At 72.0% G+C, this 20723-nt stretch carries 23 protein-coding genes; 11 read left to right on the top strand and 12 right to left on the bottom strand.

Translation table 11 applies throughout. The features are described from left to right. Positions 1-36: 36 nt before the first annotated feature. From egtC to egtA, 3 genes are read right to left on the bottom strand one after another with little or no spacing between them, the layout of a single operon-like run. Positions 37-741, bottom strand: a complete 705-nt coding sequence (egtC, locus tag SROS_RS01550; RefSeq protein ID WP_012887108.1) for an ergothioneine biosynthesis protein EgtC — start codon at positions 739-741, stop codon at positions 37-39. Then, the gene (gene egtB / locus SROS_RS01555) at positions 742-2043 is read right to left on the bottom strand and encodes an ergothioneine biosynthesis protein EgtB (RefSeq protein ID WP_012887109.1); all 1302 of its coding nucleotides are present in this window, start codon (positions 2041-2043) and stop codon (positions 742-744) included. It abuts the gene before it with no gap. After that, complete coding sequence (gene egtA / locus SROS_RS01560) at positions 2040-3266, bottom strand: ergothioneine biosynthesis glutamate--cysteine ligase EgtA (protein ID WP_012887110.1); 1227 nt, start codon at positions 3264-3266, stop codon at positions 2040-2042. The genes egtB and egtA overlap by 4 nt, the downstream gene beginning before the upstream one ends. A gap of 126 nt (positions 3267-3392) precedes the next feature. On the opposite strand from egtA, the gene SROS_RS54325 reads away from it, so the two are divergent. After that, on the top strand, positions 3393-3674 hold the full coding sequence (locus SROS_RS54325) for an anti-sigma factor family protein (protein ID WP_012887111.1): 282 nt from the start codon (positions 3393-3395) through the stop codon (positions 3672-3674). Here the strand turns inward: SROS_RS54325 and SROS_RS01565 are convergent. The 3 genes from SROS_RS01565 to SROS_RS01575 form a co-directional block, all read right to left on the bottom strand. Beyond that, entirely contained in the window at positions 3639-3878 is a 240-nt protein-coding gene (locus SROS_RS01565; RefSeq protein ID WP_012887112.1) for a zf-HC2 domain-containing protein, read from the bottom strand. The genes SROS_RS54325 and SROS_RS01565 overlap by 36 nt on opposite strands. 41 nt (positions 3879-3919) lie before the next feature. Beyond that, positions 3920-4570 (bottom strand): RNA polymerase sigma factor, encoded by a 651-nt coding sequence (locus SROS_RS01570; protein WP_037934604.1) that lies wholly within the window; start codon positions 4568-4570, stop codon positions 3920-3922. Positions 4571-4908: 338 nt separating this feature from the next. Next, the gene (locus SROS_RS01575) at positions 4909-6378 is read right to left on the bottom strand and encodes an MFS transporter (protein ID WP_012887114.1); all 1470 of its coding nucleotides are present in this window, start codon (positions 6376-6378) and stop codon (positions 4909-4911) included. 839 nt (positions 6379-7217) lie between these two features. Here SROS_RS01575 and SROS_RS01580 point away from each other — a divergent pair. Then, entirely contained in the window at positions 7218-8183 is a 966-nt protein-coding gene (locus SROS_RS01580) for an asparaginase (protein ID WP_218919799.1), read from the top strand. Between the two features lie 251 nt (positions 8184-8434). On the opposite strand, the gene SROS_RS01585 is transcribed toward SROS_RS01580, so the two are convergent. Further along, a complete protein-coding gene (locus SROS_RS01585) occupies positions 8435-8869 on the bottom strand; it encodes an organic hydroperoxide resistance protein (RefSeq protein WP_012887116.1) in 435 nt (144 codons plus the stop codon). A 102-nt stretch (positions 8870-8971) separates the two neighbouring features. On the opposite strand from SROS_RS01585, the gene SROS_RS01590 reads away from it, so the two are divergent. Genes SROS_RS01590 through SROS_RS01600 form a run of 3 tightly spaced genes read left to right on the top strand, consistent with a single transcriptional unit; the run spans position 8972 to position 11337 of the window. After that, the gene (locus SROS_RS01590; RefSeq protein ID WP_012887117.1) at positions 8972-9916 is read left to right on the top strand and encodes an LLM class flavin-dependent oxidoreductase; all 945 of its coding nucleotides are present in this window, start codon (positions 8972-8974) and stop codon (positions 9914-9916) included. Then, complete coding sequence (locus SROS_RS01595) at positions 9913-10638, top strand: alpha/beta fold hydrolase (RefSeq protein WP_012887118.1); 726 nt, start codon at positions 9913-9915, stop codon at positions 10636-10638. Before SROS_RS01590 ends, SROS_RS01595 begins: the two co-directional genes overlap by 4 nt. Positions 10639-10647: 9 nt before the next feature. Then, a complete protein-coding gene (locus SROS_RS01600) occupies positions 10648-11337 on the top strand; it encodes a winged helix-turn-helix transcriptional regulator (protein ID WP_012887119.1) in 690 nt (229 codons plus the stop codon). Between the two features lie 147 nt (positions 11338-11484). On the opposite strand, the gene SROS_RS01605 is transcribed toward SROS_RS01600, so the two are convergent. Together SROS_RS01605 and SROS_RS01610 are read right to left on the bottom strand one after the other, a co-directional pair. Continuing rightward, the gene (locus tag SROS_RS01605) at positions 11485-12333 is read right to left on the bottom strand and encodes an esterase/lipase family protein (protein WP_012887120.1); all 849 of its coding nucleotides are present in this window, start codon (positions 12331-12333) and stop codon (positions 11485-11487) included. Positions 12334-12653: 320 nt separating this feature from the next. Next, positions 12654-12983: a DUF3140 domain-containing protein gene (locus tag SROS_RS01610; RefSeq protein ID WP_012887121.1), complete on the bottom strand. Its 330-nt coding sequence runs from the start codon at positions 12981-12983 to the stop codon at positions 12654-12656. 317 nt (positions 12984-13300) lie between these two features. Here SROS_RS01610 and SROS_RS01615 point away from each other — a divergent pair, with 317 nt between their 5' ends. Continuing rightward, the gene (locus tag SROS_RS01615; protein WP_012887122.1) at positions 13301-14146 is read left to right on the top strand and encodes an NAD(P)H-binding protein; all 846 of its coding nucleotides are present in this window, start codon (positions 13301-13303) and stop codon (positions 14144-14146) included. Between the two features lie 162 nt (positions 14147-14308). Here the strand turns inward: SROS_RS01615 and SROS_RS01620 are convergent, their stop codons facing one another. Next, entirely contained in the window at positions 14309-15313 is a 1005-nt protein-coding gene (locus tag SROS_RS01620; protein WP_012887123.1) for a YihY/virulence factor BrkB family protein, read from the bottom strand. Between the two features lie 194 nt (positions 15314-15507). Here SROS_RS01620 and SROS_RS01625 point away from each other — a divergent pair, with 194 nt between their 5' ends. The 3 genes from SROS_RS01625 (at position 15508) to SROS_RS01635 (ending at position 17940) form a co-directional block, all read left to right on the top strand. Further along, entirely contained in the window at positions 15508-16416 is a 909-nt protein-coding gene (locus tag SROS_RS01625; RefSeq protein WP_012887124.1) for a DMT family transporter, read from the top strand. 67 nt (positions 16417-16483) lie between these two features. Further along, on the top strand, positions 16484-17104 hold the full coding sequence (locus SROS_RS01630; RefSeq protein WP_012887125.1) for a cyclodeaminase/cyclohydrolase family protein: 621 nt from the start codon (positions 16484-16486) through the stop codon (positions 17102-17104). Continuing rightward, positions 17101-17940: a bifunctional 5,10-methylenetetrahydrofolate dehydrogenase/5,10-methenyltetrahydrofolate cyclohydrolase gene (locus tag SROS_RS01635; RefSeq protein ID WP_012887126.1), complete on the top strand. Its 840-nt coding sequence runs from the start codon at positions 17101-17103 to the stop codon at positions 17938-17940. The genes SROS_RS01630 and SROS_RS01635 overlap by 4 nt, the downstream gene beginning before the upstream one ends. A 61-nt stretch (positions 17941-18001) precedes the next feature. On the opposite strand, the gene SROS_RS01640 is transcribed toward SROS_RS01635, so the two are convergent. Next, positions 18002-18511: a VOC family protein gene (locus SROS_RS01640; RefSeq protein ID WP_012887127.1), complete on the bottom strand. Its 510-nt coding sequence runs from the start codon at positions 18509-18511 to the stop codon at positions 18002-18004. Positions 18512-18584: 73 nt separating this feature from the next. On the opposite strand from SROS_RS01640, the gene SROS_RS01645 reads away from it, so the two are divergent. Beyond that, positions 18585-19034 (top strand): MarR family winged helix-turn-helix transcriptional regulator, encoded by a 450-nt coding sequence (locus SROS_RS01645; RefSeq protein WP_012887128.1) that lies wholly within the window; start codon positions 18585-18587, stop codon positions 19032-19034. Positions 19035-19111: 77 nt separating this feature from the next. After that, the gene (locus SROS_RS01650) at positions 19112-19333 is read left to right on the top strand and encodes a hypothetical protein (RefSeq protein ID WP_012887129.1); all 222 of its coding nucleotides are present in this window, start codon (positions 19112-19114) and stop codon (positions 19331-19333) included. A gap of 177 nt (positions 19334-19510) precedes the next feature. On the opposite strand, the gene SROS_RS01655 is transcribed toward SROS_RS01650, so the two are convergent. After that, the gene (locus SROS_RS01655) at positions 19511-20686 is read right to left on the bottom strand and encodes an ROK family transcriptional regulator (protein WP_012887130.1); all 1176 of its coding nucleotides are present in this window, start codon (positions 20684-20686) and stop codon (positions 19511-19513) included. Positions 20687-20723 lie beyond the last annotated feature (37 nt).

Consider the following 20723-nt stretch of genomic DNA (forward strand, 5'->3'; position numbering starts at 1 on the left):
GGGTGCTGTGTTCTCCGGTGGTCTCGCTCCGTCCGGTCACAGTGGCTGGACGCGCACGCCGTCGGGAGAGGCGAGAACCAGGTTCCGGTCCGGTACGGCCTGCCAGCCGGACCGGTCGTCCAGCGGCTCGCTCGCCACGAGCACGCCGTCGTCGAGATGGAGGTGGAGGGTGTCGCCCCAGACCGTCGCGGCGATCGACGCGCCGTCGCAGGCGAGCAGGTTCAGCCGGGCTCCGGGGTCCTTCGCCCCGGCGTGGGCGACGACCTCCGCCAGGGCGTCGCCGAGCGGGTGGCCCGCGCGCCGCCGTACGAACACCGCGGCGGCGAGCCACGCGGAGTCGCAGGAGCTCTCCGCGCCGTCGGCGAGCTCCCGTACCGCCTCCCGCTCGACGCGGCCGTTGTGGCTGAGCAGCCAGCGCCCGTCGGTGAAGGGCGCGGTCGCGGTCTCCTCGATCGGCATGCCGACGGTCGCCGACCGTACGGCGGCCAGCAGGCAGCCCGAGCGGCTGACCTGCGCGAGGGCGGGCAGGTTGGCGTCGGCCCAGATGGGGATCGTACGGCGGTAGCGGACCGGTTCGGCGCGGGCGGCGTCGTACCAGCCCATGCCGAAGCCGTCGGCGTTGATCGTGCCGTAGCGCTGCCGGCGCGGGGCGTAGGACTGCTGGAGCAGGCCGTACTCGGGCTCGTGGATCAGCGAGGCGAGGGTGCGGGGAGCGCCCAGCCAGGCGGCGTGGCGGCACATCTACGCCTGCTCCGGGCCGGCCGAGCGGGCGCAGCGGAAGCCGGAGAAGATCTGCCGGCGGATCGGGTGGTCCCAGTTCCTGAACGTCGTGCGGACCGCCGCCGGGTCGGCCGCCCAGGATCCGCCGCGCAGCACCCGGTAGTCCTTGCCGAAGAAGACCTCGCTGTACTCGCGGTAGGGGAAGCTGCGGAAGCCGGGGTAGGGCAGGAAGAGGGAGGCGGTCCACTCCCACACGTCGCCGATCATCTGCTCGACGCCGTAGGCGCTCGCCCCGGCGGGGAAGGCGCCCAGCGGGGCGGGCCGCGCCGCCCGGTGCCCGAGGTTCGCCCGGCCGGGTCCGGGGTCGTCGTCGCCCCACGGATACTTCCGCGCCCGCCCGGCGGAGGGGTCCCAGCCGCAGGCCTTCTCCCACTCCGCCTCGGTGGGCAGCCGTCTGCCCGCCCAGCGGGCGTAGGCGTCGGCCTCGTACCAGCACACGTGCTGGACGGGCTCGTCCATGGGCACGGGCTCGGGCCGGCCGAAGCGGGTGCGCCACCAGGTGCCGCCGTCCCTGGTCCAGAACAGCGGGGCGGCGGCGTGGCTCTCCTGCCGCCAGTGCCAGCCCTCCGGGGTCCACCAGCGCGGGTCGTCGTAGCCGCCGTCGTCGATGAAGGCCGCGTAGGCGAGGTTGCCGACGGGGAGCCTGTCGATCCAGTAGGCGGGCAGGTCGACCTGGTGGGCGGGGCGCTCGTTGTCGTAGGCCCACGGCTGGGTGCCGGTGCCCATCAGGAAGGGGCCCGCCGGGATGAACACCTCCTCGGCGCCCCCGGACCCGCCGGGCGGCAGGTCGCCGTCGCGGACCAGGCCCGGCTCCCTCGACAGTTGCAGGGTGGCGAGCATCGTCTCGTCGTGCTGGTGCTCGTGCTGGATGACCAGGCCGAAGACGAAGGCGTTCCGGTGCAGGGGATCGGGGCTGTCCGGGTCGATCGCGTCCAGGACGTCCAGGACCCGGCCGCGCACGCCCCCGATGTAGCGGCGCGCTTCGCCCGGTCCCAGGATGGGCAGGCTCGGACGGTCCTTGCGCGGGTGCTTGAACGCGTCGTACAGGTCGTCGATCTCGGGGCGGAGCGGGGTGATCCCGCCGGCCTCCCGCAGCACCCACAGCTCCTCGTAGTTGCCCACGTGCGCCAGGTCCCACACCAGCGGCGACATCAACGGCGAATGCTGCCTGACCAGCAGGTCGTCCTCGGCTTCCGTGTAGGCCAGCGACCGGTTCCGCACCGCGATCAGCTCGGTGGCGATCCGTTCCTTGAAGTTGTTCATCCCTGTCCTTCCTCGGTCAGCCAGGCCGACAGGCGTCGTGGCGGCCCTTTCACCAGATCCAGCAGGTCGGCGGCCGGAGGGCGGCCGGTCGTCACGTGACGGTCGGCGAACGCGGCCACCTCGCGGATCAGGCCCGCGCTCACGCCCAGGCGGGGCAGCGCGGCGAGGGCGGCCCGGAAACAGGTCTCGGCGGCCTTCCTCAGCCGCGGCTCCGCCAGCCCGTGGCGCGCCGCCCCCGGCCACATCCCCGCGTACGGCTCGGCGGCGGCGATCGCCGTTTCGGCGGCGCGGTCGTCCATCACCAGGGCGTGGGTCACCGCCACGCACACCGGCCAGTCCGCCGGGCGCTGGGCGTCGAGGTAGCGGATCTCCAGCCAGCCGCGCGGCCGTACCGGAGGGAAGATCGTCGTGGCGTGGTAGGCCAGGTCCGCCAGGGTCAGCGGGCGCGCGGGCGCGGCCAGCCAGTCGCGGAAGGTCGAGCCGTCGCGGACGGTCCGGCACCGGTCCCCGTTCTCGCGCACGAGCATGAGCCGGGCGTCGAGCAGGTACTCCGCCCAGGCCGCGGCCGGGTCGCCGGTCGCGGGGACGGGGGCCGTCCGCGTGCGGTCCAGGTTCTCCCACACCGCCTGGCGGCCGGACATCCACCCGCACGGCCGGCCGCCGCTGAGCGGCGAGTTGGCGAAGGCCGCCGTCAGGACGGGCCCCAGCAGGTGCGCGCGTTCCCACCGCACCGCCGGCCGGTCGCCCAGGTCCAGGTTGACCTGGATCGACGCCGTCGAGCACATCATCAGGGACCCGTACGGCGTGCCGAGGAACTCCGCCATCGCCTCGTAGCGGGGCAGGCGCAGCTGCCGCCGTGCCGGCCGTATCGGATCGAGGCCCACTCCCGCCAGCACCAGGCCCGCCTCCCGCAGGGCCGCGCGGGCGGCGTCCACGTCGGCGGCGAGGCGGGCGATGGCCTCCGGCAACGGACCCGCCGGACCGGAGAGTTCGAGCTGGCCACCCGGCTCGAAGGTCACCCGGCTCCCGCCGGGCAGCGGCGGCAGGGCGCCGGCGACCCTGGCCAGCGGGACGTGGCAGTCGGGAGACGTGCGGTCGAAGACCAGGAACTCCAGCTCGACCCCCACCTGGTCCCCGGCGGAGCCGTGGAAGCAGTTTCGCGCGAAGTCCGTCACATCCGAGGTATCCCGGATCACCATGTCCTCGGCGGCCAGATCGGTCATCGTGCCCCCTTCGCCCGGCGCGTATGGATCTATAGACCCGCGAGGCGCGCAAGCGTTACAGAGGGGCGGCGTGTAACGGATCGATCCGCAAGCGGCACTACGTCACATGGGGCACAGGTGGGAATGATGCGAGCGGGATCCCGATCCGGGCGATCGGCCGGCTGCCGTGAGATCACGGAGCTCGTCACCGACTATCTCGAAGGGGCACTCTCCGCCGAGCGGCGGCGATGCTTCGAGGCCCACCTGGCGGGATGCGCCGAGTGTTCCGTTCACCTGGAGCAGACGCAGGCGATGATCAGGGCTCTCGGCTGTCTCGGGGCCGACGGCATTCCGGATCGGGTGCTCAGGAGGTTGTGCGGGGCCTTCCTCGGCTCAGGAACGCCGCCAGTCGCGGAAGGCGGACAGTAGCCGCTCGCGCGTGTCGCCGGCCGGGCCGTCGGGCCGCAGGTCGCCCAGGGTGGCGACGGTGGTGCGGAACTGGCCGAGGTAGCGTTCGCAGCCCTCGCAGCCGCCGAGATGCTCCTCGAACCGGTAGCCCGTGGGCCCGTCGAGCTCGCCCTCCATGTAGACGGTCACGAGTTCCACCACCTCGTCACAGGTGAACCGCTTCACGGCGCTGACCGCCTTACCGTCTCGATGCTGAACCGATTCCACTACGCCGACCGCCTCGCCGTCTCGAAATAGTCCTCCAGCTGCCCGCGCACCGACGCGCGGGCGCGGTGCAGCAGCACGCGCTGGTTGGCCGCGGAGATCTCCAGGATCTCGCAGACCTCCTCAGACGTGCACCCCTCCACGTCGCGGAGTGTGATCACCGCCCGCTGCCGGGGCGGCAGCTCCGCCAGCGCCGCCGCGATCCGGCCGCGCACCTCCGCGGCGAGCACCTCGCCCTCCGGGGTCGGCCAGGCCGCGGGGAGCTCCTTCCAGTGTCCGGGGAGGGGGTCGTCCACGCCCTGGAAACGCGAGCGGTCGACGGTCGGTCTCTCCTGCTCGAAGACGCTGCTCCACGGGACCGTGCGGTTCTCGCGCATGCCTCGCTTCTTGGCCGTGTTGACCAGGATCCGGTAGACCCAGGTCTTGACCGACGAGCGTCCCTCGAAGCCGCCGATCCCCCTGACGACCGCCAGCCAGGTGTCCTGCACGATCTCTTCCGCCGAGTCGTTGGTGGACACGTGCGTGCGGGCCAGCCACAGCATCCCCCGCGACCAGGTGTCCAGCAGCGTCGCGAACATCGCTTCGTCTCCGGCGCGCAGGGCCGCCACGACGACATCGTCCGGCGGCAGCCTACCGCCGGTGAAGGACTCCACGATTGTCTCCTCCTGATTGGACATCTGGGACATTCATGACGTCGTGGCGCGTCCTCTCCGCTGAAGCGCTCCCGAGCGCGACCGGTCCAGGAGATAGAGGATTCCCGCCCTGAACTGGGCCGACACTTTTTCCTCCCGGTCCGGACCGCCGGCTGCCCGCTGTCTCCTCCCTGTTCAGTTCCTGGACCGTGCCCGTTCGTTACGCCGTCCGGGAAGGTTCGGCAGGCCGTCGGGGACGGCCTGCCGGGGGGAGGTTCGGACTCCGGGACGGCCGTCCGGGGGAGGCCCGGAGTCCGGGAAGGGCGATCACAGGGGCGCCCGGACTCCGGAAGCCGGCCCTAGCGCGACGCCTCTGCGGCCTCCAGCGCCTCGTGAGGGGCCCCGGCGGCCGCCGTGCGCCGCCTGCCCATGCCGGACGCGGTGACGGCCGCGCCGAGGAGTACCGCGACCAGCGGCACGATCAACGCCGCGCGGAAGCCGTCGAGCCCCGCCTGGGGCGAGCCGCCGGCGCCGGCCGCCGCGGCGTTGACGGCGGTCACCGCCGACAGGCCGAGCGCCGCGCCGAACTGGAACGACGTGTACAGCAGGCCGCCGGCGAGCCCCTGCTCCTCTTCCGTGACGCCGTCCGTGGCGGCGATGGTGAGCGGTCCGTAGACCAGGGCGAAGGCGAGGCCAAGAATGATCATGGTGGGGAACATGGCCGCGTAGGTCCAGTCGAGCCCGATCGGCAGGAACATGGCGTAGGCCGTGGCGGCGAGAAGCAGGCCGCCGAAGATCACCCGGGCGTTGCCGAAACGGCTCACGAGCCGCGGCGTGACGGTGGGGGCGAGCACGGCGTCGACGCCGACGGCCAGGAGGGCGAGGCTCGTCTCCAGGGACGACCAGCCCCGGAGCTCCTGCAGGTAGAACACGGCGATGAACTGGAAGCCGAAGAACGAGCCGGCGAACAGCATCGCGCCCAGGTTGGCGCGCACGATCGGACCCGAACGCAGGATGCCCAGGCGCACGAGCGGTGCGGCCGACCGCCGCTCGATCGCCACGAAGGCGGCCAGCAGCGCCAGGCCGCCGACGAGGGCGGCGACCGCCCGGCCCCATCCGGCCCCGGGATCCTCAAGGCTGACGACCGCGAAGACGAGCAGGAGCATCGCTCCCGTCACGCTGGCGGCCCCGGCCAGGTCGAAGCTGTGGGGGGAACGCGCCGGACGGCTCTCGGCCGGGATGAGGAGGAGGGCGGCCAGGAGGATCACCGACGCCATGATGACCGGGGCGAAGAACACCCACCGCCAGTCGATCGCGGTCAGCAGGCCTCCGACGACGAGCCCGAGCGAGAAGCCGGCCGCGGCCGTTCCCGCGTAGACCAGCAGGGCCTTGTTGCGCTGCCGGCCTTCGGGGAAGCTCGTCGTGATGATGGCCAGGCCGGCGGGCGCCATGAACGCGGCGGCCACGCCTGTCACGAAACGGGCGACGATCAGGACCCATCCCTCGCTCGCCACCCCGCCCAGGCCGGAGAAGGCGAGAAACACGACGAGCCAGAACAGGAACATCCGCCGCCGGCCCAGCAGGTCGGCGGTCCGCCCTCCCAGGAGCATGAAACCGCCGTAGCCGAGCACGTAGGCGCTCATCACCCAGCTCACCGCTCCGGTGGACATGCCCAGGTCGGCTCGGATCGACGGCAGGGCCACGTTCAGCATCGCCACGTCGATGCCTTCCAGGAAGATGGCGCCGCACAGCACGAGCAGCACGGCCCAGGCGCGTCCGCTCATACGGTCGGTGCCGCCGTCGAGCGTCGGGGGCTGCGGTGTGGACACGAGATGACTCCTTGATGCGAGAGAGGAGGGACCGGGTCTCGATCGGTTCTCTTACGACCGGTCGGTTCCCTCTTGTAAGTAGACGCATCATGTGACACCCGTGGGTGGCAGTGGAAGACGGCACTTTGAAGTCACCGACTCACCGCCCGGATACCGGGGACGGCCACAGCGTCCGCAGGCGGGGAGCCTGCGGTCCGCCTGCCCCCTGGCCGGACGGCGGGCGGGGCGGCGGGCGGGGGTGCGCTTCCGAGGGCGGGTGGCGGGGAGCGCCAGGTGGAAGGTCGTTTCCGGTGGCCGTCCCGCCGAGGTCGAGGCGGCTCGCGCCCCGGCTGGACGGCCGGGCCGCCGGGGCGGGGCGGGGCCGTACGGCCGCGTCGCGGGGGCCGTGACGGAACTGTCGCCGCGCCCCGAACCGTAACGGAACCCGGACCGTGACCGCTCGCCGTAACGGAACTCGGAACGGCGGCCGTTCCCGTAACGGAACTCGGGTCGCGGCCGTGAATCGTGACGGGGGCGGGGCGGTGGCCGCGGGACGCGACGGAACCCGGTCGTCTCGGCCCGCCGCGCCGCGGGAGAGATCGTCCTGGTCCCCGTGAGGTTCGGTGGGGCCCGCGCGCCGTCCGGGTCACGCCGAGGGGAGCCGATCCTCTGCAAATAACCCCAATGGGGGTATGGATGGGTTATAAATAGGGGCGACCGCCGTGGGCGCCCCCGCGCCGGCCGCGGTGATCGGGCGTGAACCACCGGCCACCGCGGTCCGGGACGGCCCGGTCCGGTCCGCCGGACCGTGGGGCGCCCTCGGGGCCGGCCCCCGTAGCGACCGTCGAAGGGATCATGTGGTGAAGCGTGTGCTGCTGCTGGCGACCGGTGACACCATCGCCTACTCCCGCCATCCCGCGGGCGTCGCCTCCGGGGCCGGGCTCCTGGAGACCATCCCTCCGGCTGCGCTCGCGGCGGACGTGGTGGTGGAGGACGTGATGGCGGAGCCCGGCTGGGACACGTCGCCCTCGACCATGCTGGGACTGGCCCGCCGGGCCCGTTCGGCCATCCTCGATCGGGGATTCGACGGGGTCGTGATCACTCACGGCACCGACACGCTGGAGGACTGCGCCTTCCTCACCGACCTGCTCGCGGGCCGGGCGGCGGAGTGCGGGGGCATCGTCCTGACCGGCGCCATGCGGTACCTGGACGACCTGTCCAGCGACGGCCCGCGAAACCTGGCCTCCTCCATCACGGCCGCCGCCGATCACGCGTTGCGCGGCGCCGGGGCCGTCGTCTGCCTCAACGACGAGCTGCACGCCGCCCGCTGGGTCACCATGACCGACGCCACGAGCGTGGCCGCCTTCTCCTCGGCCCCCTTCCCCGTCCTGGGCCGCGTGGTCGGCGGGCGGGTCGAGACGCTGGCCGAGCCGCCGTCCCGGCCGCCTGCGGCGGCGGGGGAGCCGGAGACGGACGTCGCCTTGATCAAGACCTATCCGGGGATGGATCCCGTGTTGCTGACCGCGGTCGTGGACGCCGGGGCCCGGGGCGTCGTGCTGGAGGGGACCGGTATGGCCAATGTGCCGGTCAGCCTTTTCACGACGATCAGCGAGCTGACGGAGTGGGGCATCCCGGTGGTCGTCGCCTCCCGGTGCCGCACTCGTGAGGTCCCGCTGGAGGACCTGCCCCTCGGCACGGGCCTCGCCGGGAAGGTGGGGGCGATCGGCGCCCGCGGTCTCGCGCCCTCGAAGGCGCGCGCCGCGCTGATGGTCGCCCTCGGGACGGGCGGGCCGCGGGCCGTGCGCGACTGGTTCGGCAGGCTCTGACCCGCCGGTGGTGCCGCGGCGTGTTCGGGGGATGCCGGGTCGGCCGACGAGGCGGGTGTCAAGCGCACCACGCTCAACGGCTACCTGCGTGCACCACAGAGCAGATCGGCTCCGCCCGGGGTCGGTTCCGATCCAGCGGAACGCGACCGTACGCTAAGCCTGTTCTTGCAGGTCAGCCGTAGTGCGTGAAACGCACGCACCGCGCGACGGGTGCACTCTCCATGAAGGCGCATCCATCGCGCGGCGCGAGGTCACAGTCGCGTGCCGTTGACGACCAGCGCCACGTCGATGTTGCCGCGGGTGGCGTTGGAGTAGGGGCACACCTGATGCGCCACCCGGACCAGGTCGGAGGCCTGGGTGGCGTCCGCGATCGACGGCAGCCCGATCTCGAGTTCGACACCCAGCTTGAATCCGCCGTTGCCGGCGGGGATGAGCATGACCTTCGCGTCGATCGCCGCGTCATCCGCGCGCACCTGCTTGCGCTGGCCCACCAGCGCCAGTGAGGCGGCGAAGCAGGCGGCGTAGCCGATGGCGAACAGCTGCTCGGGGTTGGTCCCTTCGCCGTCCCCGCCCAGCTCCTTGGGCTGTCGCAGGTCCACTTCCAGCCTGCCGTCGGCGGTGCGCCCGTGGCCGTCCGCCCGGCCGCCGGTCACGTGGGCCTGTGCGGTGTAAAGAGCGCTCGTCATAATGAGATCCTCTCAGGTAGTTCCTGAAAATGAATCTTAGACTTCAAAATCAGGAAGTCAACGCCTAGGATCAGGAACCTGACGACCTTGAGAGGCGACCGCATGACTCCATTGAAAATCGGCTACCTGCTGCCGACACGCGATCAGGCCGTCCGCGGCGACCACGATCCGGAGCAGCTGATCGACCTGGCACGCCGCGCCGAGGCACTGGGTTTCGACTCCGTCTGGGCCGGCGACAGCCCCGTCACCAGGCCACGCGCCGACCCGCTGCTTCTACTGGCGGCCGTGGCCATCGCCACTCGGCGCATCACGCTCGGTACCGCGGTGTTGCTGCCCGCGCTGCGCCATCCGATCCTGCTGGCGCACCAGCTCGCCACCTTGGACCGGCTCGCCGACGGGCGGCTGATCGTCGGTATGGGCGGCGGATTCCCCAACGTCGGCACCGAGGCCCAGTTCGCCGCGGTCGGTGTCGCCTTTTCTCGCCGTATCAGTCGCCTGGAGGAGTCGATCGAGGCGATGCGGCAGCTGTGGACCGCAGAGGAGGTCTCCTTCACCGGCCGGCACTTCGACTTCCACGACGTGAGGCTGGCTCCTGCGCCGACTCGGCCGGCAGGCCCGCCGATCTGGCTGGCGGGAGGCGGCGAACCGGCGTTGCGGCGGGTGGCGCGACTGGCCGACGGCTGGCTGCCCTATCCGCCCGCCGTACAGGATTATGCTCGCGACCTGGCTGTCATCCAGCAGTCGGCGGCCCGCACGCTCACCCCCGCGCTGTACGCGACGCTGTGCCTGGACGAGGACCCCGAGCGTGCGCGCAGGCGCCTGCGAACCAGCATCGAGCGCTACTACAACGCCCCTCTGGAGGCCGTCGAGACCATCCAGGCCGTGTTCGCCGGTACGGCACACCAGGCCGCCGGCTGGCTCAACGCCTACACCGGCGCCGGAGCACACCATGTGGTGATCCGCCTGGCCGCCGACGACCACCACGCGGGTCTGGAAGAGTTCGCCGGCCGCGTGCTGCCCCTGATCCGCACGGAAGGACACCCGTGACCACCTTCGTTCTCGTACACGGCGCCTGGCACGGCCCCTGGGCCTGGGACCGCCTCACCCCGTTCCTTCACCAAGCGGGGGCGCGCACCATCACCCCCGCCCTCACCTTGAACGGCGACATCGGCCTGCACGCGCACGTCCAGGAGGTCCTCACGGCCCTCGACGCCGTGGCCGATGACACCCTGGCAGACGACCTGAGAGACGATCTGGTGCTGGTCGGGCATAGTTACGCGGGCCTGGTCGTCCGGCAGGTGGCCGATCTGCGACCCGGGTTGGTGGACCACGTCATCCTGGTGGACGGCTGGGCCGGCGACGACGGGGCCAGCATGTTCGGCCTGGCGCCTGAGGCCTTCGTCCACGCGATCCAGGCCGCCGCCGCCCGCACCGGCGCAGGCAACCAGGTCCCCGCCCCGGCTCCGGCGATGTTCGGCATCACCGACCCCGACGACGCGGCCTGGCTCGCCCCGCGCCTGCGACCCCAGCCGCTGCGCACCTTCACCGAGACGACCCGGCTGAGCGGAGCCGTCGACCGGATACCGGGCACAGGCATCTACTGCCGGCCGCAGACCTATGCCTTTGACCAGTTCGCCGCGGCGATCGGGTATCGGACCATCGTCCTGGACGGCCCACACGACGTGATGCTCACCCATCCGCAGGCTCTGGCCCGCCTCCTCCTGGAGGCCCACACATTTCAGTTCAATAACAAGAAGCTTCAGGATTAGAATGCTGAAGTGGAACAGCGAACCTACAACCAGTACTGCGCGACCGCGCGCACCCTCGATCTCGTCGGGGAACGCTGGACCCTGCTACTCGTCCGTGAGCTGCTGACCGGCCCCAAACGCTTCGGTGACCTGCAACACAGCCTGCGCGGCTTGGGCACCGGCCTGCTGGCCGCACGGATGAAGCATCTGGAACGCGAAGGACTGGTCCACAAGGTCACCCTCCCTCCCCCGGCCCGCACCGCGGCCTATGCCCTCACCCGGGCTGGCGAGGAGCTCGGCCCCGCAGTGCTGGCTTTGGCCCGGTGGGGCCTGAAATGGGCAATGGACGAACCCCGTGAACAGGAGACCTTCCACCCCGGCTGGGCTGTGCTCGGCCTGAGAGCGTGCTTCGACGCCGAGGCGGCCACCGGCCTGCACGCACTGTATGAGTTCCGCGTCGAGGAGGAGATCTTCCACGCCCGCATCGACGACGGCACCATCGAAACGGTGCACGGCCCGGCCCAGCACCCCGACGTGACCATCACGATCGGCGGCGAGGTCTTCCGCGACCTCGCCGCCGGCCGGTCAACCCTCGCCGAAGCGATCAACAACGGCGCCGCCTCCGCCTCCGGCGACCAACAAGCCCTGCGCCGACTGCACCAACTGTTCCGCCTCCCACGCCCGCAAACCCGATCAGCGGCACAAGCCCCCGCGTCATGAACCCGGCCCATATGATCCTGGTCGGCGCTCCCTGTGCCACCCGCTTCACACACCAGCGTTGACCTGGGACAACGGGCCCAGCGTACGGGTTTCGATCCACCGACGACCCCGCCCCTGAGCCGGCCCGCCGGCCGGCCCGCCCGTCCCCTATCCGAGCGGGTCGGAGCAGTCGACCGGCCAGTAGGCGGTCAGGAAGCCGAGCTCGTTCAGCACGATCCGGTGGACCACCGGGTCGAAGTTGACGCCGAGGTGGGCGTTGGTGTCGCCGGGGCACTTGTCCTGGAGAAGGATGTTCTTGACTCCGGAGCCGTTGAGGAAGGAGGAGGTGTAGGGGGTGACCACCTCGTCGTATCTCGTGGCGATCACCGTGTGCTCGACGCCGGGCAGGGTCTCCCCGCCCGAGTTGAGGGCGCCCAGGAACTCCGCGTCGACGAGCTGCTGCCCGCAGGCGGGACACGCCCTGATGACCGGGTCCAGCAGGCCGAGCAGCCTGCCCAGCGTCACCAGGCCGGAGGCCGTGGTCCCGTGGTTGGAGGGCACGATGCCGACGAGCTTCCTGACCTTGGCCGCGCCGCCGAGGAACTTCGCGTAGTAGCGCGGCATCATGCCGCCCTGGGAGTGGCCGACGATGTCCACCTCCGGCGCCCCGGTGGCCTGCAGCACCCGGTCGACGAAAGCGGACAGCTGCCCGGCCGACTGCGCGATGTCACCGGTTCCCTGAACGGGCGCGTCGGGGACGCCGCCGTAATTCAGCGCGAAGACGCAGTAGCCGTTCTTCTTGAGTACCGGTGAGAGCTTGCTCCAGTTGAACGCCATGTTCTCGAAGGTGCCGTGGACCAGTACCACGGGGTGCGGATGGAAGAACGACGGTCTGCAATTCCAGTCGTTCGCCCCGTCCGGGGACGTCTCGGCGCCCGCCGTACCGGTCAGCGCAGTCGTGACCAGGGCCGTCCCGATGAAGATCGAGATCAGGCGCCGAAGCCGGAGTGATCGCATGGTTCCTCCTGACAGCCGGATGGCTGTGAAGTTAGACCCATGCGGAGAGAAACTCTTATCGCTGGAAATCAATTGTCGGCGGCTTTTTGTCAGGCCCCGACAGCGACTGGGAAAAGGCGCGACAAAAGGATTTCCGGAGCGGTCCGGGACGGCCGCCCGGGAACGGTTCCCGGGTCGATCGGCCGGGAACGGTTCCCGGTCGGGGCGGCCCCTCAGCCGGCCGCCGCCGGCCGTGTCCGCGGCCGCCTGCCCGAGGGCTCCCCGGTGACGGTCGCGGCGGGCAGGCGGGCCCGGACGCGACCGCGGAAGCCGGTGGACGCCTACTTGAGCGGGTCGTGCCCCCAGTTCATGAGGGAGTATCTCCACGGGGTGTCGTGGACGTCGCCTGACGGGCGCTGCGCGAGGTGGCGGCGGACGTAACCGGCGACCTCCCGCATATGGGCGTAGTCCTCCTCGGACAGGTCGTCCGCGCCCTTCCGGAGAATCCCCATGATCCGGCGGCCGGACTCGTGGCCTATCGACTCACCGCGGCCGGACTTGTCCCCGACGGCCTTGGACTCCCGCGTGTCCAGCCAGCTCTCCAGCTCGCCGGCCGTCATGTTGACCGCCTGGTGAAAATCCGTGGCGATCCGCTCCCTGTCCTCGGTCATGCTGGTCTTCCTCCACGGCGCCGGCGGCCGGTGCGTCCTTGCTCCGGTTGTCGCTCATACGCTCGTCTTACCCCCTTTATCGAATCGGTCATCCGGGGGCGTACCTCCTTGATGCCTCACCCTCTCCATGCGTTGACGCTCCTGCCTCCGTACGTTGACGCCCCCGCTGCTCCGTACGGCTGCGCCCGCGGTCTCCCGTACGGCTGCGCGGGAGCGGAGGCGGCTTGACTTAAACCAAGGTTCAAGTTGCAGGCTGGTCGCAGATCCCCGCGGGTGACGGGCCGCGGGATCTCCATCGGCGATGAAAGGGACATCTGATGATTCTTGTTACCGGGGCGACCGGCAATGTCGGCCGGCAGGTCGTTTCCCAGCTCCAGGACGCGGGCGTCGCCGTCCGGGCGCTGGTCCGCGATCCCTCCTCCGCCGGCCTGCCCGAAAAGGTCGACGTCGTGCGCGGCGACCTGTCCGCGCCGGACACGCTGGAGGCGGCGCTGGACGGGGTCGAGTCCGTGTTCCTGGTGTGGCCGTTCCTCACCGCCGACGGTGCCCCCGCGGTCCTGGACGCGGTCGGACGGCACGCGCGCCGCATCGTCTACCTCTCCTCGGCGGGCGTGCGCGAGGACGTCGAGAGGCAGGGCGACCCGATCAACCAGTTCCACGCCGACGTCGAGCGGCTGATCGAGCGGTCCGGGCTGGAGTGGACCTTCCTGCGGGCCGGCGGGTTCGCGGCCAACGCCCTGGCGTGGGCGCCGGAGATCCGCGACGGCGGTGTCGTCCGCGCTCCCTTCGGCGCGGCGACCAGGTCGCTGATCCACGAGCGGGACATCGCGGCCGTGGCGGTCCGCGTGCTGACCGGCGACGGGCACGGCGGGGCGAAGCATCACCTGACCGGGCCCGAACTGCTGTCGACGGTCGAGCAGGTGCGCGCCGTCGGCGAGGCAGCCGGCCGTCCGGCGCGCTTCGAGGAGATCCCGGCCGAGGAGGCGCGCCGGCAGATGCTCGACTCGGGCTGGCCGGCCTCGGTCGTGGAAGGCATCTTCGACGCCCACGAGGGGATGGTGACGGAGCCGGAGCGGATCACGTCCACGGTGGAGGAGATCACCGGGGTGCCGGCCCGCACGTTCCGGCAGTGGGCGGCCGACCACGCCGGCGACTTCCGCTGACCCCGCTTCCGCGTCCGTCCCCCGCAGTGTCCGTCCCCCGCCGTGCCGGGGCCCTCCGCCGGGTCCGTAACCGGCGCTCAGTCCGCGCCGGTGTTCGGTGCGGGCCGGAGGCTTCCGCCGGGCCCGTATCCGTCCCCGAGCGGGTCAAGGAGGGCCCGGCGGCTACTCGTCGAACTTCCGGGTGTCGCGGGGCTCGGCGTAGGGCTCCTCGCCGGCCGGCTGGCCCGCCTCGATGGCGCGTTCGCGGGCGAGCTCGGCGTCGAACTCCACACCGAGCAGCACGGCGATGTTGGTGATCCACAGCCAGATCAGGAAGACGACGACACCGGCGAGGGCGGCGTAGGTCTTGCTGTAGGAGCCGAAGTTGGCCACGTAGAACCCGAACGCGGCGGACGCGGCGATCCACAGCACGACGGCGATCATGCTGCCCGGGGTGATCCAGCGGAACCCGGGGTGCTGGACGTTGGGCGCCGCCCAGTACAGCAGGGCCAGGACCAGGGCCACGATGATCACCAGGATCGGCCACTTGACGACGCCCCAGACCGCGAGCCCGGTCTCGCCGACCCCGAGGACCTTTCCGGCCTGTTCGGCGAGCCCGCCGGTGAAGACGACCGCGACCGAGCCGACCGCCATCAGGATCACCAGGACGGCGGTGATGCCCAGGCGCAGCGGCAGGGTCTTCCAGACGGGACGGCCCTCGGGCATCTCGTACATGACGTTGGCGGCCCGCATGAAGGCCCCCACGTAGCTTGAGGCGGACCAGAGCGCGACGGCTATACCGATGATCGCGGCGATCCCGGCGGCGCGCTGGCTGCTCTGCAGGGCCTGCAGCACGGTGTCGATGGTCTGCCGGGCGGGGCCGGGGGCCAGGGCGCCCAGGTTGTCGACGAGCGACTGGGTGGCCGACTGGCCGAACAGCCCGAGTACGGATATCACGGCCAGCAGCGCGGGGAAGATCGACAGCACCGCGTAGTAGGTGAGCGCGGCGGCCCAGTCGGTGAGGTTGTCCTCCTGGAACTCCTTGACGGTGCGTTTGAGGACGTCCCACCACGATCGCTTGGGCAGCTCCGCCGGGCTGCCGGGCGCGGTCTCGCTCTCCGGCCCCAGGTCGGGTCCGCCCGCCGGGGGTCCGTCGCCCGCCGGCCGTTCGATGTCGTGCTGTGACATGGGTGCACCGTCTCTGAGTGGAGCCGCCGCCCCTGTCCGTGACCGGGGCGTCTTCGATGGAATACGGCGTTACCCTCGTCGGCCTTCACCATTCATAAATCAGTCATAAAGGCAGGAAAAGCCATCCGTCCCTGCGTGCCCGCCAGCCGACAGTTCGGCGGGGGGCGAAGTGTCCGACCCCTAAAGTTCCGCATATGGAGCAAATCATCGCGCCAGAGACCCGCGTGGACCGTCGGGCGCTCTTGGCAGCGGGCATCACCGTGGTGCTGTGGGCCTCGGCCTTCGTCGCCATCCGCAGCGCCGCGCAGTATTTCTCCCCCGGCGCCCTGGCCCTGGGCCGGCTGCTGGCGGGCTCGGTGGTGCTCGGCGTCATCTGGCTGGCACGACGCGAGGGACTGCCGCCGCGTGCCGCGTGGCCCGGCATCCTGGGCTCGGGGCTCCTGTGGTTCGGCCTCTACATGGTCGTCCTGAACTGGGGCGAGCAGGAGGTGGACGCGGGGACGGCGGCGATGGTCGTCAACGTCGGCCCGATGCTGATCGCGCTCCTCGGCGGCTGGCTGCTCAGGGAGGGCTTCCCGCCTCGCCTGCTGGCGGGGATGGCGGTGTCGTTCGCCGGCGCCGTCGTGGTGGGGATCTCGATGTCCGACGGCGGCCGCGCGTCGATCGTCGGCGTCCTGCTGTGCCTGCTCGCGGCGGTGACGTACGCCGGCGGCGTCGTCTGCCAGAAGCCCGCGCTGAAGCACGCCTCGGCCCTGCAGGTCACCACGTTCGGCTGTTTCGTCGGGACGGCCGCCTGCCTGCCGTTCGCGGGCCCGCTCGTCACGGAGATCGCGGCCGCTCCGCTGCCGGCGACGCTGAACGTCGTCTACCTGGGCGTCTTCCCGACTGCTCTGGCGTTCACCACCTGGGCCTACGCGCTCGCCCGCACCACCGCCGGCAAGATGGGCGCCACGACCTACGTGGTCCCCGCCCTGGTGGTCCTGATGGCCTGGGCGGTCCTCGGGGAGGTCCCCGGCTGGCTGACCCTCGCCGGCGGCCTGCTGTGCCTCGCCGGTGTCGCCGTCTCCCGGGGAGGGGCAAGGCGCGCGAGCCCGGTAACGTGACACCCACGACGTGATCAACAAGAGATCGGGTCCACCCCGATCTCTTGGACGGCTCGGGGAGACGTGGATGCGCGACCAGACGATCAGTGACTTTCTGGAACGGTTGGCCGGCCGCGTGCCCGCGCCCGGCGGGGGCGCGTCGGCCGCCCTGCACGCCGCCCAGGCCGCCGCGCTGCTGGGCATGGTGGCCCGCTACAGCGACGGCCCCGGATACGCCGCGCACGAGCAGGTGATCAGCCGGATCCTCGCCGAGACGGACGCCCTGCGGGACCGCGCTCTCCAGCTCGCCGAGGACGACGCGGCGGCGTTCACCGCCGTGACCGACTCCTACCGGATGCCCAAGGCCACCGACGAGGAGAAGGCCGCCCGCTCGGCGGCGATCGCCGGGGCACTGGCCGCAGCCGCCGAACCCCCGGCCCAGACCATCGCCGCCGCGCGGCGCCTGGTCGAACTCGCGGAGGAGCTGCTGCCCGTCGGCAACCGCAACGTCATCACCGACGTCGCCGCCGCCGCGGAGGCCGCCCGGGCGGCGGCCACCACCGCCCGGGTCAACGTCGAGGTCAACCTCGGCGGCATCAAGGACGAGGAGGTCCGCGCCGGGCTGGCCGGCAGGGCGGCCGGCGTGGACGAGATCGCGGCCGGGGCCGAGAGGGTCACCGCCGCCGTGCGTGAGGAGATCAGCCGATGAGTGCGCGTCCCCTGTCCGGCAGGGACCTCGCCGCCGCCATCCGGACGGACGCCGCGGAGCGGGCCGCCGAGCTGGCGGCCGCCGGCCGGCCGGCGAAGCTCGCCGTGGTCACGGCCACCGCGGACGAGTCCAGCGCCTGGTACGTGCGCTCGATCGTGACCGCGGCGGGCAAGGCGGGCATCGCGTGCGAGGTCGTGGACCTGGGCCCGGAGGCGCCGGTCGCGGAGATCCGGGAGCGCCTGGAGTCGTTGAGCGCCGACGACCAGGTGAGCGGGATCATTCTGCAGACCCCCCTTCCGGGGGGTGCCAAGCTTGAGGACCTCGCCTCCGCCATCGTCCCCGCCAAGGACGTCGACGGGGCCAACCCGCTCTCGCTCGGCCGCCTGGCCGCCGGACTCCCCGCCTTCGCGCCGGCGACGGCCGAGGCGGTGGTGCGGATCCTGGAGCATCACGGGGTGGAGCTCGCCGGACGCCACGCGGTGGTGGTCGGCCGCTCCACGGTCGTCGGCAAGCCCGCGGCCCACCTGCTGCTGGACCGCCACGCCACCGTCACGGTGTGCCACTCGCGCACCGCCGACCTGCCCGCCGTGACTTCGGCGGGCGACATCCTGGTCGCGGCCGTCGGCCGGGCCGGGCTCATCACCGCCGAGCACGTCAAGCCGGGGGCCGTGGTGGTGGACGTGGGCACGAACCCCACCGAGGACGGAGGCCTCGTCGGCGACGTGGCCCCGGCCGCGGCCGAGCGGGCGGGAGCGCTGACGCCGGTGCCCGGCGGAGTGGGGCCGGTGACCACCGCCCTGCTGCTCCAGCACACCGTGCGGGCCGCGCGGGAGTAGGCCGGTCCCGAGGCCGCCCGCACCCGCAGAGGTGATGTACGGGCGCCCGGGACCGGGGCGGTCAGGCGGGGATCGAGACGCCGAGGCCGCCGCGGGTCTGCGCGCCGTAGCGCTCCTTCTCCCTGGCGAGGTCGAGGGGCTTGATGCCGCTGCGCCCGTTCAGCACGTCCTCGGTGAGCAGGTCGGCCGGGACCAGCCAGGACACCTCGAACTCCAGGCCGTCGGGGTCCTTGGCGTACAGGGCCTTGGTGGTGGAGTGGTCCGAGGCGCCGACCAGCGCGTTCATCTCGCTGAGCTTGACCGCGATCCGCTCCAGCTCCGCCAGGGTGTCCACCTCCCAGGCCAGGTGGTAGAGGCCGACGGTGGAGCGGCCGGCGCCGGACGCCCCGGCCTGGGAGCCGAGCTCGAACAGGCCGAGGTCGTGGTCGTTGCTGGAGCCGGAGGCCTGGAGGAAGGCGGCGCCCCGCATGCCCATGACGACCCTGAAGCCGAGGGCCTCCTCGTAGAAGGCGACGCTGCGCTCGACGTCGCGGACGTACAGGACGGCGTGGTTGAGCCGCTGGACCGGCATGCTTCCTCCCCTGAAACTTGAACTCTCAAGTAGATTACCCCCCGATGCTTGAGAGTTCAAGTAAACTGGGACCGTGACGCGATGGCTGGACGATGACGAGCAGCGTGCCTGGCGCGCCTTCCTGACGGCTTCGCAGCTCGTTCAGGAGGAGCTGGACCGGCAATTGCAGCGGGATTCCGGCATGCCGCACGCCTACTACGCGGTGCTGGTGAAGCTGTCGGAGGCGCCGGACCGCATGCTGCGGATGAGCGAGCTCGCGGCGGAGGTCAACTCCTCGCAGAGCCGGCTCTCCCACGCCGTGGCCCGGTTGGAGGATCGCGGCTGGGTGCGGCGCGAGCGGTGTGCCGCCGACAGGCGCGTGAGCTGGGCGGTGCTCACCGACGAGGGGTTCGCGGTGCTCGCCGCCGCCGCCCCCGGTCACGTCGAGGCGGTACGGCAGTGCTTCTTCGAGCTGCTCGACCCCGAGCAGCTCCACCGGCTCACCGAGATCTGCACGGTGCTGCTGCGGAAGGCGGCTCCCTGAGCGGGCCTCCCGCATTCCGTCGGTCCCTCGTCGTACGGTTGCTCCCGGCCATTCGACTCAACAGGAGGACGCGCACCATGGCGGAGACTTCTCTGACCAGTACGGACGTCGAGCACGAGGCGAACCGCCTGCTCTTCAGGATCGTCCACGAGGTCGCGGTGGGACACGCCGGCGCGGACGTGTCCCAGGTGGTCGCCGTGCTCCGCCGGAGGTTGGTCAACGTGCCGGGCCTGGACGGCCAGGGGCTCCGGCGGATCGCCGAGGAGATCAGCGTGGGCCGGGACCCGTCCGGGCTGTAGCCGGATCTCCGGGACCTCGCCCGGCCCGCGGTCGCGACCTTCCGGGACTCCGTCCGGGCTGCAGCCGGATCTTCCGGAGCCCGGTCCGGCCCGTGGTCGCAACCTCGGGGGGCGGCGCGGGCCGGAGCCGGTCCGGCCGACAGGCGCGATCTTCCGGGGGGCGGCGCGGCCCGGGGGTCAGTGCGGTCCGGGGGCCGGCCGGGCGGTGGTCGCGGCCAGGTGGGCGCCGGGGTCGGCGATGATCCGGTGGATGACCTGTCCGGCGGCGCCCAGGGACGCGGCGTCGCCGCCGAGCCGGGAGACGGTGAGCTCGGGGACGGCGTGGCGCATCCGGGCCAGCCGGGCGGTCATCGTCTCGCGGGCGGGGCCGTGGATCCACGGGAACAGCGGGGCGAAGATGCCGCCCAGCACGACCGTCCCGGGGTCCATCAGGTGGACCGCGGAGGTCAGGGCGACGCCGAGCGCCTGCCCGGCGCGCTCGCAGGCGCGCAGCGCGCCGGGGGTGCCCGCCTGGAGGCGCTCCACGAGTTCGGGCACCCCGTCCAGGCCGGCCGCCCTCAGGAGGGCCTCCTGGCCCGCGTACTGCTCCAGGCAGCCCCGGCCGCCGCAGCGGCAGGTGGGGCCGTCGGGGGAGACGATCACGTGGCCCAGCTCCCCGGCGAGGCCGCGGGCGCCGCGGAACAGGGCGCCGCCGACCACCAGGCCGGCGCCGACGCCTATCTCCCCGGACACGTGGAGGAAGTCGCTCGGGCCCGAGCCGAACCAGAGCTCGCCCAGCGCGGCCAGGTTGGCCTCGTTCTCCACGGCCACGGGGAAGTCCAGCAGGTCGCCGACGCGCACGTCGTGCCAGCCGAGGTTCGGGGCGGCGTGGAGCAGCCCGCCGTCCACGGGACCGGGGACGGCGAGGGTGGAGCCGGCGATGGCCAGCCCCTCCGAGCGGGCTTCGTCCACAGCCCTGTGGGCAAGTTCTTGCAGGTGAGCAAGAGTTTCCACAGGCGAGGCGGCCCGGTTGTCCACAGCCTGTGTACGGCGCAGCCGGACCGAGAGCGTGAGGTCCACGACGCACGCGGACAGGTAGTCGACGTTGATCTCCAGGCCGAGTGCCGCGACCCGGTGCCCGCTGAGGCTGACCGCCGTACCCGGCCGTCCCCGCTCGCCGTCCCTCAGCGCGCCAGCCTCGGTCACCATGCCCGCGCCGAGCAGGTCGCCGACCATCTTGGACACCGTGGTCTTGGTCAGCCCGGTGATCTCGGCCAGCGCCGCGCGGGTGATCGGCCCGCTCCGCCGGACCTCGCCGAGGACCACGCCGAGGTTGCGGGCGCGCATCGAGTCATGGCGTACGGCCTGCGTCATGGAACACCCCCCTCTTGACGATCCCATCACCTCGCCC

Source organism: Streptosporangium roseum DSM 43021 (assembly GCF_000024865.1).
In the GTDB taxonomy this organism is placed as follows: Bacteria; Actinomycetota; Actinomycetes; order Streptosporangiales; family Streptosporangiaceae; genus Streptosporangium; species Streptosporangium roseum.

Coding starts and splice junctions, on each gene's coding strand:
- egtC (WP_012887108.1), bottom strand. CDS start 741: ATGTGCCGCCACGCCGCCTGGCTGGGCGCTCCCCGCACCCTCGCCTCG.
- egtB (WP_012887109.1), bottom strand. CDS start 2,043: ATGAACAACTTCAAGGAACGGATCGCCACCGAGCTGATCGCGGTGCGG.
- egtA (WP_012887110.1), bottom strand. CDS start 3,266: ATGACCGATCTGGCCGCCGAGGACATGGTGATCCGGGATACCTCGGAT.
- SROS_RS54325 (WP_012887111.1), top strand. CDS start 3,393: ATGCGAGCGGGATCCCGATCCGGGCGATCGGCCGGCTGCCGTGAGATC.
- SROS_RS01585 (WP_012887116.1), bottom strand. CDS start 8,869: ATGACGAGCGCTCTTTACACCGCACAGGCCCACGTGACCGGCGGCCGG.
- SROS_RS01590 (WP_012887117.1), top strand. CDS start 8,972: ATGACTCCATTGAAAATCGGCTACCTGCTGCCGACACGCGATCAGGCC.
- SROS_RS01605 (WP_012887120.1), bottom strand. CDS start 12,333: ATGCGATCACTCCGGCTTCGGCGCCTGATCTCGATCTTCATCGGGACG.
- SROS_RS01610 (WP_012887121.1), bottom strand. CDS start 12,983: ATGACCGAGGACAGGGAGCGGATCGCCACGGATTTTCACCAGGCGGTC.
- SROS_RS01615 (WP_012887122.1), top strand. CDS start 13,301: ATGATTCTTGTTACCGGGGCGACCGGCAATGTCGGCCGGCAGGTCGTT.
- SROS_RS01620 (WP_012887123.1), bottom strand. CDS start 15,313: ATGTCACAGCACGACATCGAACGGCCGGCGGGCGACGGACCCCCGGCG.
- SROS_RS01625 (WP_012887124.1), top strand. CDS start 15,508: ATGGAGCAAATCATCGCGCCAGAGACCCGCGTGGACCGTCGGGCGCTC.
- SROS_RS01630 (WP_012887125.1), top strand. CDS start 16,484: ATGCGCGACCAGACGATCAGTGACTTTCTGGAACGGTTGGCCGGCCGC.
- SROS_RS01635 (WP_012887126.1), top strand. CDS start 17,101: ATGAGTGCGCGTCCCCTGTCCGGCAGGGACCTCGCCGCCGCCATCCGG.
- SROS_RS01640 (WP_012887127.1), bottom strand. CDS start 18,511: ATGCCGGTCCAGCGGCTCAACCACGCCGTCCTGTACGTCCGCGACGTC.
- SROS_RS01650 (WP_012887129.1), top strand. CDS start 19,112: ATGGCGGAGACTTCTCTGACCAGTACGGACGTCGAGCACGAGGCGAAC.
- SROS_RS01655 (WP_012887130.1), bottom strand. CDS start 20,686: ATGACGCAGGCCGTACGCCATGACTCGATGCGCGCCCGCAACCTCGGC.